Here is a 17454-nt window from a genome sequence, read left to right as displayed (position 1 = left end):
GGCGGCGGGCGTGGCAGGCGTGCGGGTCGCGGCGGTCGACCTCGGGGCGTCCAGCGGCCGGGTCATGGCCGCCGAGGTGGGCCCCGACCGGCTGGAGCTCACCGAGGCCGCCCGGTTCCCCAACGGGCCGGTGCGGCTGGGCGACACCCTGCACTGGGACCTGCTCGCGCTCTACCGCGGCCTGCTGGACGGGCTGCGCGCCGCTGGCCCCGCGCTGGACGCGGTCGGCATCGACTCGTGGGGCGTCGACTTCGGCCTGCTCGACCGCACGGGCGCCCTGCTCGGCAACGTCGTGCACCACCGCGACGCCCGCACCGACGGGGTGGCGCAGCGGCTGGGGGAGACGTTCCCGCCCGCGCAGCTGTACGGGGCCACCGGCGTGCAGGTGATGCCGATCAACACGATCTACCAGCTGGTGGCGGCCGCCGGCACGCCGCAGCTGGAGGCGGCCACCGACCTGCTGCTGCTGCCCGACCTGCTCGCGTACTGGCTCACCGGGGCCCGGCGGGCCGAGGTGACCAGCGCCTCCACCACGGGTCTGCTCGACGTCCGCGAGCGGGACTGGTCGGCCGAGGTCATGCGGCGGGCCGGCATCGACCCGGGGCTGTTCGCGCCGCTCGTCGAGCCGGGGGAGCGGGTCGGGGAGGTCGCGCCGCACGTGCTGGCCGACACCGGCTTGTCCGGCCCGGTCCCGGTGATCGCGGTCGGTTCGCACGACACGGCGTCGGCGGTGGTCGGGGTGCCCGCCGAGGGGGAGCGGTTCGCGTTCATCTCCTGCGGCACCTGGTCGCTCGTCGGCGTCGAGCTGGACGCGCCGGTGCTCACCGAGGAGAGCCGGGTGGCGAACTTCTCCAACGAGCTCGGCGTCGACGCCACGGTGCGCTACCTGCGCAACGTCATGGGCCTGTGGCTGCTGCAGGAGTGCCTGCGGGCCTGGCCCGGCGCCGACCTGCTCGCCCTGCTCGACGACGCGGCGCGCGCCCCCGCGTTCGCCGCGGTGGTCGACGCGGGGGACCCGGGGTTCCTCGCGCCGGGAGACATGCCCGAGCGGATCGCTGCGGCGTGCCGGCGCACCGGCCAGGAGCCGCCGCGCGACCGCGGCGCCACCGTGCGGTGCGTGCTCGACAGCCTCGCGCTCGCCCACCGCCGCACGGTCCGGGAGGCGGTGGCGTTGTCCGGCCGCGCCGTCGACGTCGTCCACGTGGTCGGCGGCGGCGCGCGCAACGCCCTGCTCTGCCAGCTCACGGCCGACGCCTGCGGCCTCCCGGTCGTGGCGGGCCCGGTGGAGGCCACGGCGCTGGGGAACGTCCTGGTGCAGGCCCGCGCACTGGGCGCGGTCCGCGGCGGCCTGCCCGAGATGCGCGCCCTGCTGCGCGCGACGCAGCGGTTGGAGCGCTACGAGCCGCAGGGCGACGACCGCGCCTGGGCGGCGGCGGAGCGGCGGCTGGGGCAGCCGGCTCCCGCCTGAGCCCGCTCGCACACCGACTTCGTGTCCCACGCACCGACTGCAGTCGGTGCGGGACCGCAGATGTCGGTGTGCGACAGCGGTGATCGATGCGAGGTGCACGGTGGCGCTGGCGGACCAGCCGTGGTGTGCTGCTCGCTCACACACCGACTTCGTGCCTCACACACCGACTGCAGTCGGTGTGTGAGCACCGAAATCGGTGTGTCACCTGCCGGGGGCGGCGGCGTCGTACGGTCGGGGCGTGCTGCGGATCGAGACCGTCCCGTTCGACCACCCGGAGGCCACCGCGCTGCGGGAGGCCCAGCGCGCCGAGCTCGCCGCCCGGTACGGCACCCCGGACAGCGAGCCGGGTCCGGCGCCGACGGCCGCGGACACGACGGTGTTCCTGCTCGCCCGGGACGCGGACGGCGCCGCCGTCGGGTGCGGGGCCCTGCGGGAGCTGGAGCCGGGCGCGGGCGAGGTGAAGCGCATGTACGTGGTGCCGCAGCGGCGGCGCGGCGGGGTGGCCGGGGCCGTGCTCGCCGCCCTGGAGGCGGAGGCCGCCCGTCGGGGCTGGACCCGCCTGCTCCTGGAGACCGGCACCGCGCAGCCCGACGCGATGGCCTTCTACGAGCGCCACGGCTACCGGAGGATCGAGAACTACGGCCACTACGCGAACTCGACGCTCTCGGTCTGCTACGAACGCGCGGTGGAACCCCGTCCCGCCCTGACGAACGGCACTCTCGTCGGTCCCTAGCCGACGAGAGTGCCGCTCGTCAGAGCTCGAGGGGCGGCCCCGCGCACCACGCCGGGGCCGGCCCGTGCCGCGGAACCGGTGACCGGCACCGCGCGATCCGTTACGGTCAGCGTTGACCGTCAGCGAGTGTCGGCACGGAGGTGTCATGGACGACGACCGCGCCAGGGTCGAGGAGGCCGCCCGGAAGGTCGTGGAGTCCCACGACCCCCGTTCGCTGCCCACGAGCGAGTTCCTGGGCGCCTGCTTCGATGCCGGCCTGTCCTGGGTGCACTTCCCCGAGGGGCTCGGCGGCCTCGGGGTGTCGCGGGGGCTGCAGGCCACCGCCGACGCGATCCTGCAGGAGGCGGGCGGGCCGAACCCGTTCTCGCTCAACCCGATCGGCCACGGGATGGCGGCGGCCACCGTGCTCGAGCACGGCTCCCCGGAGCTGGCACGCGACCTGCTCCGACCGCTCGCGACCACCGAGCACATCTGGTGCCAGCTGTTCTCCGAGCCCGGGGCCGGGTCCGACCTCGCCGGGCTCGCGACCTCCGCGGTCCGGGACGGCGACGAGTGGGTCGTCAACGGGCAGAAGGTGTGGACGAGCCTCGCGCACCGCGCCCGCTACGCCCTGCTGCTCGCGCGCAGCGACCCCGACCAGCCCAAGCACAAGGGGCTCACCTACTTCGTGCTCGACATGCAGGCCCCGGGCGTCGAGACCCGGCCGCTGCGGCAGATGACCGGGCAGGCCGAGTTCAACGAGGTCTACCTCTCCGACGCCCGCATCCCCGACTCCCACCGCCTCGGCGAGGTCGGCAACGGCTGGCGGGTCGCGATGACCACGCTGATGAACGAGCGCTCCGCGATCGGCGGGTCGTCGTCCGTGCGCGGCGAGGGCACGATCGCCGAGGCGGTGGAGCTGTGGGCCCGCTACCCGCAGCGGCACACCCCGGTGCTGCGCGACCGGCTCGCCGCGCTGTGGACGCGCGCGGAGGCGCAGCGGCTCACCGACGAGCGCGCGCGGCGCTCGGCCACCACGGGTTCGCCGGGGCCGGAGGGCTCCATCGCGAAGCTCGTCAACGCCGAGCTCAACCAGCAGGTCTACGAGTTCTGCATGGAGCTGATCGGGCCCGAGGCCACGCTCTACGGCGACTACACCCAGCGCGAGATCACGCGCATGGAGGACTACCGCGGGCCGGTGCAGCAGCGGTTCCTGCGCGCCCGCGCCAACACGATCGAAGGGGGCACCTCGGAGGTGCTGCGCAACATCCTCGGCGAACGGATCCTCGGCCTGCCCGGTGACCTGCGTGCCGACGCCGGCAAGCCGTGGAAGGAGATCCCCCGTGGCTGAGTACCTGTTCTCGGAGGAGCAGCAGGACCTGCGCAGCGCCGTGCGGCAGTTCTGCGCCGACCGGTTCGACGAGGCCACCGTGCGGCGGCTGATGGACAGCGACACCGGGCACGACCCCGCGCTGTGGGCGCGGCTGGGCGGCGAGCTGGGCGTGCTCGGGCTGGCGGTGCCCGAGGACCGCGGCGGCGCGGGCGGCGGGATCGTCGACCAGGCGATCGTCGCGGAGGAGTTCGGTGCGGCGCTCGTGCCCGGCCCGGTGCTGGGCACGGTCGGCCTCGCGATCCCCGCGCTCGTCGCGGCCGGGGGCGAGGAGCTGCTCCCCGCACTCGTGGCGGGGGAGCGCACGGGCGCCCTCGCCGTGCCCGCCGACGCATTGACCGCCACGGACCCGACCGTCACCGCCGACGGCCACCGGCTCACCGGCGAGGTCGCCCAGGTCGTCGACGGTGCGGCCGACGTGCTGCTGGTGCCCGCGCGCACCCCGGACGGCCTCGCGCTCTACGCCACCGACGGCGGCGAGCGCACCCCGCTGTCCACCCTGGACCGCACGCGCCGCCAGGCCCGGGTCCGGTTCGACGCCACGCCGGCGCGCCTGCTCGCCACCGGCGCCGATGCGGGGCGCGCCGTCACGGCCGCGCTGCACGTCGGCGGGGCGCTGCTCGCGGCCGAGCAGGTGGGAGGGGCGCAGCGGATGCTCGACCTCACCGTCGCCTACGCGGGCACCCGGCTGCAGTTCGGGCGTCCGATCGGCTCCTTCCAGGCGGTCAAGCACCGGTGCGCGGACATGTTCGTGCTCGTGGAGCACGCCCGCTCCGCCGCCCAGCACGCGGCGTGGGCGTTGCAGGACGGGAGCGACGACGCCGACCTCGCCGTCGGGATCGCGCAGGCCACCTGCTCGGAGGCCTACCAGCGGGTGACGTCCGACGCCGTGCAGCTGCACGGCGGGATCGGCTTCACCTGGGAGCACCCCGCGCACCTGTACCTCAAGCGGGCCGTGAGCGACGCCGCGCTGCTGGGCGGCGCCGCGGCGCACCGGGAACGGATCGCCGCGCGGGTGCTCGACACGGCGCGGGCGACGGGGTCGCCGGCGGTGGCGAGCGGCTAGCGGAGCTTGCGGAGCGAACATCGGAGCTGCGGTCGTCAAGCGGTTATCGGGCCTCTGACCTGCGATCTTGCGACCCAACTCGGGTGACAGCGGTGCGGGGCGTGGCTAGCGTTCCACCTCGTGGACGGTGGGGAGCAGCGCACGGGGCTCGAGGACGTCACCGTGACCTACGGCGGCGAGCCCGCGCTGCGCGGCGTCACGCTGCTGACCCGTCCCGGGGAGGTGCTCGCGGTCGTCGGGCCGTCGGGCAGCGGCAAGACCACCGCGCTGCGGGCCGTCGCGGGGCTCCAGGCGGTCCGGCGGGGCCGGGTGCTGGTGGCCGGGCAGGACGTCACCGGCGTGGCAGTGGCGCGGCGCGACGTCACGATGGTCTTCCGCGAAGGGTCGCTCGTGCCGTTCCTCGACGTGGCCGCGAACCTCACGCGCTCGGCCGGCGCGTTCGGCGTCGCGCCGCCCGAGGCGGCCCGGCGGGTGGCGGCCCGCAGCAGGCTGCTGGGGCTGGTCCGGCTGCTGCCGCGGTTGCCCCGCACCCTGTCGGCCGGGGAGAACGGGCTCGCCGGTGTCGGCCGTTCGCTGGTGCGCACGCCGCGGGCGTTCCTGTTCGACGAGCCGCTGGCGCACCTCGACGCGGCCGAGCGTTCGCGCACCCGCCGCACGATCGTCGACGCCGTGCGCACCTCGGGGGTGGGCGCGCTCTACGTCACGCACGACCAGGCCGAGGCGATGGCCGTCGGCGACCGGCTCGCCGTGCTGCACGACGGCCGCATCCGCCAGCTCGACCGGCCCCGCCAGGTGTACCGGGCTCCGGCCGACGTGTTCGTCGCCGAGTTCGTCGGCGGGCCCGGCCTGGGACTGCTGCCGGCGCGGCTGGTCGCGTCGGGCGGTTGCGCGGGCTTCCAGGTCGGCGGGCGCACTCTCCCGCTCTGGGGGCCGGTGCCGGCTGGGCTCGCCGCCCATGTCGGGGCGCCGGTGCTGCTGGGTCTGCGCGCCGAGGACGTCGCGGAGGCTGGACCGGGCGCCGATCCGGCCTCGGTCGCGCTGCCGGTGTCGGTGCGCCGCGTGGAGCGGCCGGGTGCCGACGCCGTGGTGAGCGCCGAGGTCACCGTGCCCGGGGAGGCCGACGGGGCCTCCGTGGTGGCGCGCGTGCCGGGCGGCTCGGCGCTGCGCGAGGGCGCCCGTGCCGAGCTGGTCGTGGACGCCCGGCGCGCGCACGTCTTCGACCCGGTGTCGGGGGAGGCGCTCCTGCACCCGGCCTGACCGGATCAGGTGTCGGGCAGGGCCGCCAGCAGCTTGTCGAGGGTGATCGGGAGGTCCCGGACGCGCACGCCGGTGGCGTGGTGGACGGCGTTCGACACCGCGGCCGCCGTGCCGACGATCCCGATCTCGCCGATGCCCTTGGCGCCCATCGGGTTGACGTGCGGGTCGGCGCCGTCGAGCCAGTGGGCCTGCACGTCGCCGACGTCGGCGTCGACCGCCACGTGGTACTCGGCGAGGTCGTGGTTGACGACGTGCCCGAACCGCGGGTCGAGCACGCTCTCCTCCTCGAGCGCCATCGACAGGCCCATGGTCATCCCGCCGAGGAACTGCGAGCGCGCGGTGCGCGGGTTGACGATGCGCCCGGCGTCGAACACGCCGAGCACCCGCGGCACGCGGATCTCGCCGGTGTCGGCGTGCACGCGCGCCTCGACGAACTGCGCGCCGAACGCGAACATCGCCCACTGCTCGGCCTCGGGGTTCGGCCCGGAGGAGCCGTCGATCTCGTCGCCGTCGTCGGGCTCGGTGCCGAACTTGTCGCGGAACGCCCGCGCGACCGCGACCAGCGCCGAGCCCCAGCTCGACGTCCCCGACGACCCTCCGGCCACCGAGGCGGTGGGATGGTCGGTGTCGCCGATGAGCACGTCGACGTCCTCGCTCGGCACGCCGAGGGCGTCGGCGGTGATCTGCGGGAGGACGGTCCAGGCGCCGGTGCCCAGGTCGGCGGCGCCGATCCGGGCCACGTAGCGACCCCGCTCGAACCGGATCACCGCGCTGGAGGGCTGCCGCATCGCCGGGTAGATCGAGGACGCGACGCCGGTGCCGACGAGCCAGCCGCCCTCGCGGTGCGCAGCCGGACGCGGGTCGCGGCCGGCCCAGCCGAAGCGTGCGGCGCCCTCGCGCAGGCACTCCACGAGCCTGCGGCTGGAGAACGGCTTGCCCGACTCCGGGTCGACGTCGGGCTCGTTGCGGATCCGCAGCTCGACCGGGTCGATGCCCAGTTCGCAGGCGAGCTCGTCCATCGCGACCTCGGGCGCGAACATCCCCGGGCACTCGCCGGGTGCGCGCATCCACGAGGGCACCGGCACGTCGAGCGCCGCGAGGCGGTGCGTGGTGCGCCGGTGCGGCGCGGCGTACACGTGCCGGCTCACCACGGCGGTCTGCTCGGCGAACTCCTTGATGCGCGAGGTCTGCTCGACGACGTCGTGGGCGATCGCCGAGAGCCGGCCCTCGCGGTCGGCGCCCAGCTGGACGCGCTGGATCGTCGGGGTGCGGTAGCCGGCGAGGGAGAACATCTGCTGGCGGGTGAGCGCCAGCTTCACCGCGCGCCCGGGCACGGCGCGGGCCGCCAGCGCGGCGAGCACCACGTGGGCGTGCGGCACGCCCTTCGACCCGAACCCGCCGCCCACGTACGGGCAGATCACCCGCACCCGCTCCGCGTCGAGGCCGAACACCGCGCAGATCGCGCTGCGCGCCGGGTGCACGCCCTGCGTGGAGTCCCACAGCGTCAGCGACGTGCCGTCCCACAAGGCGGTCGTGGCGTGCGGTTCGAGCGGGTTGTTGTGGTACATCGCGGTCGTGTAGGTCTGCCGGACGGTCACCGGCGCCTCCGCGAGCGCTGTCTCGACGTCGCCCTCGGTGGTGTCGGTCGGGAACGCCGGGTTGACCTTCTCCGGGGCGTAGAGGTCGTCGCGGTCGGCCGCGAGCGTGACGTCGTGGGTGTCGTCGGCGTAGTCGACGTGCACGAGGTCGGCGGCGCGCCGTGCCACCTCCGAGGTCTCGGCGACCACCACGCCCACGAACTGGCCCCGGAAGGCGATGTCGGTGCTCTGCAGCACGGCGAGCTCGGCGTCCTCGGCTGCGGGCAGCCGTTCCGCGGTCAGGGGCGTGAGCACGGCCAGCACGCCCTCGAGCGCCTCGGCGGCCGCGGTGTCGATCGCGTTCACCCGCCCGCGGGCGATGCGGGACTGGACGGGGTGGCAGTACGCCGCGTGCTCCACCGGGGTCTCGTAGGCGTAGACGGCCAGGCCGCGCACCTTGTCGGCGCCGTCGCGGCGGACGAGGTCGCGCCCGATGGCGTGGGGCTCCAGCAGTTCGGTCATCTCACGCCTCCTCGACGGCCAGCTCGCGCAGCACCGCCACGAGCGTGCGCGTCAGCAGCGGGATCTTGAACGCGTTGCCGCCGTCGATGCCGTCCTGCGGGCGGGCGTCGGAGAGCTCGGCGTCGGCTGCGGCGCGGAAGCTGCGGACGTCCGGGGCCGCCCCGCGCAGGACCTCCTCGGCGCGGTGGGCGCGCCACGGCTTGTGCGCCACGCCGCCGAAGGCGACCCGCGCGTCCCGCACCACCCCGCCGGCCACGTCGAGCGCGGCGGCCACGGAGACCAGCGCGAACGCGTAGGAGGCGCGGTCGCGCACCTTGCGGTAGCGGGAGCGGCGGGCCATCGGCAGTGGCGGGAGGTCGATCGCCGTGATCAGCTCGCCGTGCGACAGCACGGTGTCCTGCTCGGGCCGGTCCCCGGGCAGCCGGTGCAGGTCGACGAACGGCAGCGTGCGCTCGCCGTCGACGCCGAGCACGTGCACGCGGGCGTCCAGCGCGGCCAGGGCCACGGCCATGTCCGACGGGTGGGTGGCGATGCAGTGCCGCGAGGCGCCGAGCACCGCGTGCCCGCGCGTCGCGCCACCGACGGCGGCGCAGCCCGAGCCGGGGTCGCGCTTGTTGCACGGCGTCGTGACGTCCTGGAAGTAGACGCAGCGGGTGCGCTGCAACGGGTTGCCGCCCGTCGTCGCCATGTTGCGCAGCTGCCCGGACGCGCCCGAGAGCAGGGCCTGCGCGAGCACCGGGTAGCGCTCGCGGACGCGCCGGTCGGCGGCCAGGTCGCTGTTGCGCACGCCGGCGCCGATCCACAAGCCGCCCCCGTCGTCGTCGCGGATCTCGGCGGAGGTCAACGCGGTCACGTCGACCAGCAACCCCGGCTCCGCGACGCCGAGCTTCAGGTGGTCGACGAGGTTGGTGCCGCCCGCGAGGAACGCCGCCTCCGGGTCGGCGCTGACCACCCGGACCGCGTCGGCGGCGTCGCCGGGAGCCTCGTAGGCGAACGGCCTCATCGCGCGCCTCCCGCGGACGTGACGGCCGCGCGGATGCCGGCGTAGGCGCCGCAGCGGCACAGGTTGCCGCTCATCCGCTCCGCGACCTCCTCGTCGTCCAGGTGCGGTTCGGCGCCGTCCGGGGTGACGATGCTGGCCCAGCCCGCGTCGAGCTCGTCCAGGACACCGACCGCCGAGCACACCTGGCCGGGGGTGCAGTAGCCGCACTGGTACCCGTCGTGGTCGAGGAACGCCTGCTGCACCGGGTGCAGCGCCCCGGCGGGTGCGAGCCCGTCGGCGGTGGTGACCTCGTGGCCGTTCCGCGTGACGGCCAGTACGAGGCAGGACAGCACCCTCCGGCCGTCGAGCAGCACGGTGCATGCCCCGCACTGGCCGTGGTCGCAGCCCTTCTTCGGGCTGATCACCCCCAGCCGCTCGCGCAGCGCGTCGAGCAGGGTGGTGCGGGTGTCGACGGTGACCTGCCGCGGCCGGCCGTCGACGTGCAGGGTGATGTCGGCGTCCATGACCCCTGCTTTCCCCGGGGCCTCCTCGTTACACCGGTACGCCAGATCGGCGAGCCGATCTGTGACACCTGCCGGGGCGTGCAGCGTCCTGCGTCCGCGCGACGTAGGAAGGACGGGTGACCGGCTCCGTCCCCACCCGCGTGCCGCTGGGGCGCGTGCTCGCCCTGGGCGGGCTGTCCGCGTTCGGCCCGCTGGCGCTGGACCTCTACCTCCCCGCGCTGCCGCAGCTCGCCGCGGACCTGCGCACGCCGGAGGCGTCGGCCCAGCTGACGCTCTCGACGTGCATGGTCGGGCTCGCGCTCGGGCAGCTGCTGGTCGGCCCGGCCACCGACCGCGTGGGCAGGCGGTGGCCGCTGCTGGCCGGCGTGGGGCTGTTCGCGGTCTCGGCGGCCCTGTGCGCGCTGGCCCCGTCGATCGAGGTGCTGCTCGCGCTGCGGCTGCTCACCGGGATCGCGGGTGGTGCCGGGCTGGTGATCGCGCGGGCGATGGTCCGCGACCTCTACGACAGCGCCGCCGCGGCGCGGGTGTTCGCGCTGCTCATGCTCGTGAGCGGCACGGCGCCGGTCGCGGGGCCGGTGCTCGGCGGGCAGCTGCTGCGCGTCACCGACTGGCGGGGCGTCTTCGGTGCGCTCGCCGCCATCGGTGCGGTGCTGTTCGCGGCGGCGCTCACCCAGCGCGAGACCCTGCCGCCGGAGCGCCGCCGCGCGGGCGGGCTCGGGGTCGTGGCCCGCACGCTGCGCGACGTCGCGCGCGACCGGACGTTCCTGCTGCCCGGCCTCGTGCAGGGCCTGGGGATGTGCGCGATGTTCACCTACATCGCGATGGGCAGCTTCGTGCTGCAGGACCCCGCCGTGGTGGACGGGGCCCTCGACGCGCAGGGTTACGCCCTGGTGTTCGCGGTGAACGCGCTCGGGATCGTGCTCGCCGGGCGGATCAGCGCGTGGTCGGTCGGGCGGGCCGGCCCGCGGCGCCTGCTGGGCGCGGGGGTCGCGGTCGAGCTCGCCGCGGCGCTGGTCCTGCTGGTCTGCGCGCTCACCACCCGGTCGGTGTGGGCGCTGCTGCCGCCGCTGTTCGTGCTCGTGTCCTGCACCGGCCTGCTCATGCCGAACGCGACGGCGCTGGCGCTCGGCGGACAGGGCCACCGGGCCGGTACGGCGTCCGCGCTGCTCGGGGTGCTGCAGTTCGCATTCGCGGCCACCGTGCCGCCACTGGCCTCGCTGGGCGGGGTCACCCCGGTCGTCATGGCCGCGACGATCCTCGGCTCGGCGCTCGCGGGAGGCCTCGCCTACGTGGCGGTGTGGCGGATGCGGCAGCCGGTGCCCGCGGGCTGACCGGCCTACGCTTCGCCCGTGCGGATCGCCTCGCTGCTCCCGGCGGCCACCGAGATCGTCACCGTCCTCGGGCGCGCCGACGACCTGGTGGCGGTGACCTACGAGTGCGACGCCGACGCCCGGCGGCGCGCGGCCGTGGTCGTGGACACGGCCTTGCCTGCCGGCCTGGAGCCCGCCGCGATCGACGCCGCGGTCCGCGAGCGCGTGGCGCGGGGCCTGCCGTTGTACGAGCTGGACCGGGCCGCGCTGGCAGGCCTGGCGCCCGACCTGATCCTCACGCAGGACCTGTGCCGGGTGTGCGCGCTGCCCGCAGGCACGGTCTCCGAGGCCCTCGCGGCGATCGGCTGCGCCGCGGACGTCCTCTCGGTCGATCCGCACACCGTGGACGAGGTGCTCGCCGCGGTCGTCGCGATCGGGGAGCGGGCGGACGCCGCGGCGGAGGCCGAGGCACTGGTGGCACGGCTGCGCGCCCGGTTGGCGGCGGTGGCGGGCGTCGTGGCGGGCCGGCCGCGACCCCGCGTGCTCGTGCTGGAGTGGGTCGACCCGCCGTTCCTCGCCGGGCACTGGGTGCCCGAGCTGGTGCGCCGCGCGGGCGGGGAGCCGGTCGGCGGGGCGGACGGCGGGCGCAGCACGTCGGCGGAGTGGGCGCAGCTGGCGGCGCTGCCCGTGGACGCGGTGCTCGTCGCGCCCTGCGGGTACGGCCTCGACGACGCCCTGGCGCAGGCCGCCACCGTGCGCGAGCGGTTCCCCGACGCCCCGGTGTTCGCGATCGACGCCGACTCCTACGTCGTGCGCGCCGGGCCGCGGCTCGTCGACGGGATCGAGGCGATCGCGTGGGCGCTGCACGCGGACGCCGTGCCGGAACCGCCGCCGGGGCGGATCGCCCGCGTCGGCCCGCCCGGGCGCTGATCGGTAGGGGGACCGCGCCCGGCGCACGGCGATCAGCTCGGACCCGGGCTCGTCACGGGACGCGCGTCGGCCGGACCGGCGACACCCGCGGCCGGTCGAAGATCAGGTGGGTCTGGGCGTGGCCGATCTCCGGGCGGGTGGTGAGGTGGTCGACGATCAGCCGGTGCAGGTGGGCGCTGTCGGCCACCGCGACGTGGAGGAAGAAGTCGTCCGGTCCGGAGACCGTGTAGAACGCGAGGGTCTCCGGCAGCGCCAGTACGGCGGCGGTGAGCGACTCGACCAGCTCCCGGCGGTGCGGGCGCAGCTGGATGGCGATGAACGCGTGCAGGCCGCGCCCGACGGCGGCCGGGTCCACCACCGCGCGGACCGCCGTGATCACGCCGAGCGCGCGCAGCCGCCGCACCCGCTCGTGGCACGACGACGTCGGCAGCCCGACCCGGGCCGCCAGCTCCTTGTTGGTCACGGACGCGTCGTCCTGCAACTGCTGCAGGATCCGCCAGTCCACCGGATCGAGTTGGGCGTCACGAGGCATGGCCCGGACAGTATCCGGAGTGGTTTGCGAGAAGTCGGACGATCCCCGAGATTCGTGGGGTGCCTCCCCGCTGTGTCCTCGTCCTCGACCCCGCCGCTCCGCGGTGGCTGATCGCCAACGCCTCGGCCGTGCTCGGCGCCTCCGCGGGCGCCGCGGGTGCCGCCACGCTCGGACCCGACCTGACCGACGCCTCCGGCTCCCGCTGGCCGGGCATCGCCGAGATCGTCGTGCCCGTGCTGGCCGCGCCGCCCGCCGAGCTCGCGGCGCTCCGGGCCGCCGCACCGGACGCCGGTGTCACCGCCCTGGCCTTCCCCGACCTCGCGCAGGCCTCACCCACCTACGCCGCTTTCGAAGAGGCGATGACCCGCACGCCCACCGACGGGATCGGGCTGCACGCCGTCGCGCTGCTCGGGCCGGGCAACGCCGTCCGCAGGCTCACCAGGCACCTGTCCGCCCTCGCCGACCCGGTGCCGGTCCCGTGAGCATCGAGCGCTGGACCGCGTTCGTCGGCGTCCTGCTGGTGGTGCTGTGCACGCCGGGACCGGACTTCGCGGTCGTGCTGCGCCACGCCCTGGAGCACCCGCGGCGCGGGGCGCGGGCGGCCGCGGGCATCGTCACGGGGCTGGCCGGACACACGGCAGCCGCGGCACTGGGCCTCTCCGCCGTGCTGGCGGCCCGGCCCGACGTGCTCACCGCGATCCGCCTGGCGGGGGCCGCCTACCTCGCGTGGCTCGGCGTCCAGGCGGTGCGTTCCGCGTTCCGGCCCGCACCCGCTTCGGAGGCCCGGGACGCCCGCACCCCGCACCCGTACCGCGACGGGCTCGCCACGAACCTGCTCAACCCCAAAGCGCTGCTCTTCTTCCTCGGGCTGATCCCGCAGTTCGTCGTCCCGGGCCCGGCGATGACCGCGCAGCTGCTCCTGCTCGCCGCCACCACCATCGTCGCGTCGGTGCTGTGGTGGGCGGTGGTGATCCTCGTGGCCGGGCGGGGCCGTGCCGCGCTCGCCCGCGCCCGGGTGCGCCGTGCGGTCGACGGCGTCACCGGCGGGGCGCTGCTGGGTGTCGCGCTCACCGTCGCCCGGGGATGAGCGGCGGTGGGTGGCTCAGCCCCAGTACGCCGCCGCCCGCTTCGCCATCAGCTCGCGGTTCCGCCGCGTGGTGTTCTCGTGCAGCTCGCCGGTGCCCCAGTCCACGATCACCCCGTAGCGGCGCACCAGATCCAGGATGTCCAGCTCTCCCTCCCGGTACCGTCGTGCGACGTCCGCGGCGTCCTCCTCCAGCCAGCCGCGGCGCGCTCCGGCGATCTCGCGGCGCAGCTCGTCGGTGGCGGTGCGGTCGATCTCGTAGCGGTCGAGCTCGGGGTCGATCGGTGTGATCACCACGCCGTAGTCCCGTGCGGCGCGGGCCACCGAGACGTAGCCGTCCACCACGTCCTCCACCACGGCCGCCGGATCGCGCTCCAGCGGGTCGCCGAACCCGCCACCACCCGCGGACGGGCGGGTGAAGGCGTCGCCGGGCCGGACGGGCACGCCGGAGAAGGTCGCGCCGAGGAAGCGCTCCTCCTCGGTGCCCCTGTTGAGCCACACCCCGTGGGGGACCGATGGCAGGCCGCCCTCGATCCCCCACGTGATCGAACGCGCCCGGTCGCAGCAGTACGACATCACGGTGCTCTCGCAGTCGGTGAGCGTGCCACCCTTCTCCAGACCGCAGCCGCCGCGGTGGCGGCCCGGCCCGCCGGAGTCGGCCACGATGCGGTGCGCCGAGGTCAGCACGGGGGACAGCCGCTCCTGTCCCTCGACCGGCTGCACGGCGAGCCCGGCGCCGAACACGGGCGCAGTGGCGCCGGAGCCGTCCTTGGTGGCGCGGCCACCCCAGCCACCGGCCATCCAGTCGTACCACATGAAGTAGGCGCGATCGGCCGTCCGCGCGTCGCGGCCGCCGACGAGCAGGTACTCGAGGTTGAACGCGCAGGCCATCGCGCGCTCGGGCATCACCTGCGACCAGATCTCGAAGATCCCGTTCATCAGCTTCTCGTAGGGCCCGGAGCAGAACCCGGTGACGGCATGTGGCCAGCCGGCGTTGACCACCGTGCCCTCCGGACCGATGTCGGCCTGCACCACGCGGTAGAAACCGGAGTTCAGCGGCACCTCCGGGAAGAACGTCTTCGTCCCCGCGTACAGGGCCGAGTGCGTGGTGCCGTAGCCGGAGTTGAGGAATGTCGAGACTGCGGGCGCGCTGCCGGCGAGGTCGTAATGGATGCCGTCCTCGTCGATCGTCATCGACACGACGACCGGCACGAGCCCCTCCGGCTGCCCTGGGTCGGCGTCGAGGTGGTCGACGGTGCTCCACGTGCCGCGCGGCAGCTCGGTGAGCCGGTGGCGCACGATTCGTTCGACGTAGTCCTGCACCCCGCCCATCGCCGCGACCACCGTGTCGGTGCCGTAGCGGTCAGCGAGCCGCAGCACCTCGCGCTCGCAGACGGCGGTGGCCTCGGCCTGTGCGTTGAGGTCGCCCATGCTGCTGTAGGGCGATCGCGTGTTGGACACCAGCAGTTGGGCCACGTCGTGCAGCATCCGGCCGCGGTGCCAGATGCGCACCGGCGTGATCCGCAGGCCCTCCCCGAAGTGCTCGCTCGCGTTGACGTCGAACGAGCCCGGCACGGTGCCACCGATGTCGGCCCAGTGCCCCTTGTTCTGGGCGAACCCGATGATCCGGTCCTCGACGAAGATGGGCCGGATGAAGCTGACGTCGTTGAAGTGGGTGCCGCCGCGGTAGGGATCGTTGATCGCGAAGACGTCGCCGGGATGCACGTCGTCGCCGAACTCCTCGAGCACGGCCTTGCACTGGAAGTGCAGGGTGCCGACGTGCACCGCGATGTCGGCGCTGCCCTGCATCACGGTGTTGCCCTCTGCGTCGCAGAGTGCGGAGGAGAAGTCGCGCGCGTAGATGACGAACGAGTAGCAGGTGCGCATGATCTGCTCGCTCATCAGGTCCACCGCCGTGGCGAACGCGTTCTTGAGCACCTCGAAGGTCACCGGGTCGAGGTCGGCCGGGGTCGCGGGTGTGCGGGTCATGGCTCAGGCCTCCGTCAGGTGGATGCGGATGTTCAGCCACTCGTCGACCTCGGCCCGCGTGCCCGGCGGCACCAGCGTGGTCGCGTCCAGCTGCTCGATGATCGCCGGGCCGGTCAGCGCGGCGCCGGCGGGCAGCGCGTCGCGGTCGTGCACCGGGGTCGCGATCCGGCCCGCGCCCTCGAAGTAGACCTCGCGGGTCTTCATCGCGGCCGGCGCCGGTACCCGCGTGGCCTCGGCCGGCATGAACGCGGGCTTGGGCGTGGTGCCGATCGCGGTGAGCCCGAGCTGGTAGATCTGCACGGGCGTGTCGTCGCGGCGGAACGCGTACTCGCGCTCGTGCTGCTCGTGGAACAGCGCGACTGCCTCGCCGAGCGCGCCCGGTCCGCTGCCGCACCGCACCGTGAGCGAGCGCCACTGGCCCAGGTAGCGCATCGAGACCTGGCGCTGCAGCACCGCGTCGTCGGCAGCCACGCCCTCGTGGCGCAGCCGGGCGGTCGCCTCGGCCTCCAGCCCGGCGAAGGCGTTCTCGAACTCCTCCTCGTCGGCCTCGTGTGCGACGGCGCCGAACATCGCCGACAGATCGTGGCGGATGTCGACGAGGAGGCAGCCCAGTGCTGAGGTGACCCCCGGATGTGGTGGGACGATCACGGTCGGGATGCCCAGCTCACGCGCCACCTCCGCGCCGTGCAGCGCGCCCGCGCCGCCGAACGCGACGAGCGCGAAGTCGCGCGGGTCGTACCCGCGACGGATCGAGATCAGCCGCACGGCGTCTGCCATGTTGGCGTTCGCGACCTGGAGTACGGCGCTCGCCGCCCGCTCCAGGTCGAGCCCGAGCGGCGCGGCGACCCGATCGAGGACGACCCGCTCCGCGAGCTCGGGGGAGAGCACCTTGGCGCCGCCCGCCAGCGAGGTGCCGAGCCGGTCGAGCACGAGGTTCGCATCGGAGTTGGTCGGCTGCGTCCCACCCATGTCGTAGCAGGCGGGTCCCGGGTCGGCCCCCGCCGACTGCGGTCCGTTGCGCAGCGAGCCCGCCTCGTCGATATGGGCGATCGAGCCACCACCGGCGCCGATCGTGAGCACCTCGATCGACGGGAAGATGATCGGGTAGCCGAACTCGACAGACCACTCCTTCGTCACGCGGAGCTCGCCGCCGTGCACGAGGGAGATGTCGGTGCTGGTGCCACCCATGTCCAGACCGATCGCGTTGGAGAAGCCGCACTGGCCCGCGACGTGCCGGGCGGCAATGGCCCCGGCCGCGATTCCCGAGGCTGCCAGCCGAACGGGGTAGCGCTCCACCATCCGGGGGGTCATCGACCCGCCGCCCGAGTGCAGCAGCAGGAGGTCGCCGGTGTAGCCGCCCGCTTCCAGCCGCTCGGCGAGCCGGCCGACGTAGCCGCTGACCAGCGGGGCGAGCACCGCGTTCGCGACGGTCGTGGTGAACCGGTCGTGCTCGAAGATCTCCGGCAGGATCTCCGCGCTCGTCGAGACAGCCGCACCCGGCAGCTCCTCCTCGAGGATCTCCCGCATCCGGATCTCGTGCGCGGGGTTGACGTAGGAGTTGAGGAAGCAGACGGCCACCGTCTGGACGCCGCGGCGGCGCAGCAGGGCCGCCAGCCGGCGGGCACCCTCCTCGTCGAGTGGCGTGACGACCTGACCGGAGTAGTCGATCCGCTCGGTGACCTCGAAGCGGTCCCGGCGGCGGATGTAGGGCGGCGCCACGTCGCGGTACGCGTCCCACAGGTCGTCCTTGGTGCCGTCGCGGATCTCGATGACGTCACGGAACCCGGTCGTCGTCACCAGCGCAGGGGGGCGGAAGTTCCGAGTGATGAGCGCGTTGGTGGCCACCGTGGTGCCGTGTGAGAACAGCGAGACGCCGGCCAGGTCGATGTCCGCGCGCTCCACGCCGTCCAGGACCGCGCGCATGGGATCGTCGGGCGTGGAGGGCACCTTCGTCACGCGGATCGCGCGACTGCCCTCGTCGAAGATGCAGACGTCGGTGAAGGTCCCGCCGACGTCGACGGCTACCCGTTGTTTCGCCATCCGATGCCTCCTGCTCGCGTTGCCGGGAGACTCTGCAGGAGGTTGTGCCAGCGGTCACTGTGAAGTCTCCA

At 74.7% G+C, this 17454-nt stretch carries 15 protein-coding genes; 9 read left to right on the top strand and 6 right to left on the bottom strand.

The features are described 5' to 3' along the window. Positions 1 to 19: 19 nt before the first annotated feature. The 5 genes from FB558_RS02510 to FB558_RS02490 all read left to right on the top strand — a co-directional run bounded on the left by FB558_RS02510 (position 20) and on the right by FB558_RS02490 (position 5893). Positions 20 to 1468, top strand: coding sequence for a rhamnulokinase (locus FB558_RS02510; protein WP_246106473.1), 1449 nt, complete (start codon positions 20 to 22; stop codon positions 1466 to 1468). Between the two features lie 238 nt (positions 1469 to 1706). Then, positions 1707 to 2201, top strand: a complete 495-nt coding sequence (locus tag FB558_RS02505; RefSeq protein ID WP_246106218.1) for a GNAT family N-acetyltransferase — start codon at positions 1707 to 1709, stop codon at positions 2199 to 2201. A gap of 145 nt (positions 2202 to 2346) precedes the next feature. Further along, positions 2347 to 3531: an acyl-CoA dehydrogenase family protein gene (locus tag FB558_RS02500; protein ID WP_142047705.1), complete on the top strand. Its 1185-nt coding sequence runs from the start codon at positions 2347 to 2349 to the stop codon at positions 3529 to 3531. Beyond that, positions 3524 to 4636, top strand: a complete 1113-nt coding sequence (locus FB558_RS02495) for an acyl-CoA dehydrogenase family protein (RefSeq protein WP_142047703.1) — start codon at positions 3524 to 3526, stop codon at positions 4634 to 4636. The genes FB558_RS02500 and FB558_RS02495 overlap by 8 nt, the downstream gene beginning before the upstream one ends. 120 nt (positions 4637 to 4756) lie before the next feature. Further along, positions 4757 to 5893, top strand: a complete 1137-nt coding sequence (locus FB558_RS02490; protein WP_142047701.1) for an ABC transporter ATP-binding protein — start codon at positions 4757 to 4759, stop codon at positions 5891 to 5893. A gap of 5 nt (positions 5894 to 5898) precedes the next feature. On the opposite strand, the gene FB558_RS02485 is transcribed toward FB558_RS02490, so the two are convergent. From FB558_RS02485 to FB558_RS02475, 3 genes are read right to left on the bottom strand one after another with little or no spacing between them, the layout of a single operon-like run. Further along, on the bottom strand, positions 5899 to 7992 hold the full coding sequence (locus FB558_RS02485; RefSeq protein WP_142047699.1) for a xanthine dehydrogenase family protein molybdopterin-binding subunit: 2094 nt from the start codon (positions 7990 to 7992) through the stop codon (positions 5899 to 5901). Position 7993: 1 nt separating this feature from the next. Further along, positions 7994 to 8995, bottom strand: a complete 1002-nt coding sequence (locus tag FB558_RS02480; RefSeq protein WP_142047697.1) for an FAD binding domain-containing protein — start codon at positions 8993 to 8995, stop codon at positions 7994 to 7996. Beyond that, positions 8992 to 9498, bottom strand: a complete 507-nt coding sequence (locus FB558_RS02475) for a (2Fe-2S)-binding protein (RefSeq protein WP_142047695.1) — start codon at positions 9496 to 9498, stop codon at positions 8992 to 8994. Before FB558_RS02475 ends, FB558_RS02480 begins: the two co-directional genes overlap by 4 nt. 116 nt (positions 9499 to 9614) lie before the next feature. On the opposite strand from FB558_RS02475, the gene FB558_RS02470 reads away from it, so the two are divergent. After that, entirely contained in the window at positions 9615 to 10829 is a 1215-nt protein-coding gene (locus FB558_RS02470) for a multidrug effflux MFS transporter (RefSeq protein WP_142047693.1), read from the top strand. An 18-nt stretch (positions 10830 to 10847) separates the two neighbouring features. Continuing rightward, complete coding sequence (locus FB558_RS02465) at positions 10848 to 11738, top strand: ABC transporter substrate-binding protein (RefSeq protein ID WP_142047692.1); 891 nt, start codon at positions 10848 to 10850, stop codon at positions 11736 to 11738. Between the two features lie 52 nt (positions 11739 to 11790). Here FB558_RS02465 and FB558_RS02460 read toward each other — a convergent pair whose 3' ends face one another. Further along, positions 11791 to 12270, bottom strand: coding sequence for an Lrp/AsnC family transcriptional regulator (locus tag FB558_RS02460; protein WP_142047690.1), 480 nt, complete (start codon positions 12268 to 12270; stop codon positions 11791 to 11793). Positions 12271 to 12329: 59 nt separating this feature from the next. Here FB558_RS02460 and FB558_RS02455 point away from each other — a divergent pair, with 59 nt between their 5' ends. Further along, the gene (locus FB558_RS02455) at positions 12330 to 12752 is read left to right on the top strand and encodes a DUF2000 family protein (protein ID WP_170231159.1); all 423 of its coding nucleotides are present in this window, start codon (positions 12330 to 12332) and stop codon (positions 12750 to 12752) included. Then, complete coding sequence (locus FB558_RS02450) at positions 12749 to 13357, top strand: LysE family translocator (protein ID WP_142047688.1); 609 nt, start codon at positions 12749 to 12751, stop codon at positions 13355 to 13357. The genes FB558_RS02455 and FB558_RS02450 overlap by 4 nt, the downstream gene beginning before the upstream one ends. Positions 13358 to 13372: 15 nt before the next feature. On the opposite strand, the gene FB558_RS02445 is transcribed toward FB558_RS02450, so the two are convergent. After that, positions 13373 to 15343 carry a hydantoinase B/oxoprolinase family protein gene (locus tag FB558_RS02445; RefSeq protein ID WP_142047687.1) on the bottom strand — a complete coding sequence of 657 codons (1971 nt, stop codon included), beginning with the start codon at positions 15341 to 15343 and terminating at the stop codon, positions 13373 to 13375. Between the two features lie 3 nt (positions 15344 to 15346). Next, the gene (locus tag FB558_RS02440; protein ID WP_142047686.1) at positions 15347 to 17383 is read right to left on the bottom strand and encodes a hydantoinase/oxoprolinase family protein; all 2037 of its coding nucleotides are present in this window, start codon (positions 17381 to 17383) and stop codon (positions 15347 to 15349) included. Positions 17384 to 17454 lie beyond the last annotated feature (71 nt).

It is taken from the genome of Pseudonocardia kunmingensis (genome assembly GCF_006716445.1).
Taxonomy (GTDB): domain Bacteria; phylum Actinomycetota; class Actinomycetes; order Mycobacteriales; family Pseudonocardiaceae; genus Pseudonocardia; species Pseudonocardia kunmingensis.
Note: the sequence above shows the minus strand (reverse complement) of the source record. Positions and strands in the feature narration are given on the sequence as shown.

What these genes read in the sequence shown, in the direction of transcription:
- FB558_RS02500 (WP_142047705.1), top strand. Translation starts at nt 2,347, where the DNA reads ATGGACGACGACCGCGCCAGGGTCGAGGAGGCCGCCCGGAAGGTCGTG.
- FB558_RS02485 (WP_142047699.1), bottom strand. Translation starts at nt 7,992, where the DNA reads ATGACCGAACTGCTGGAGCCCCACGCCATCGGGCGCGACCTCGTCCGC.
- FB558_RS02480 (WP_142047697.1), bottom strand. Translation starts at nt 8,995, where the DNA reads ATGAGGCCGTTCGCCTACGAGGCTCCCGGCGACGCCGCCGACGCGGTC.
- FB558_RS02475 (WP_142047695.1), bottom strand. Translation starts at nt 9,498, where the DNA reads ATGGACGCCGACATCACCCTGCACGTCGACGGCCGGCCGCGGCAGGTC.
- FB558_RS02440 (WP_142047686.1), bottom strand. Translation starts at nt 17,383, where the DNA reads ATGGCGAAACAACGGGTAGCCGTCGACGTCGGCGGGACCTTCACCGAC.
- FB558_RS02460 (WP_142047690.1), bottom strand. Translation starts at nt 12,270, where the DNA reads ATGCCTCGTGACGCCCAACTCGATCCGGTGGACTGGCGGATCCTGCAG.
- FB558_RS02445 (WP_142047687.1), bottom strand. Translation starts at nt 15,343, where the DNA reads ATGACCCGCACACCCGCGACCCCGGCCGACCTCGACCCGGTGACCTTC.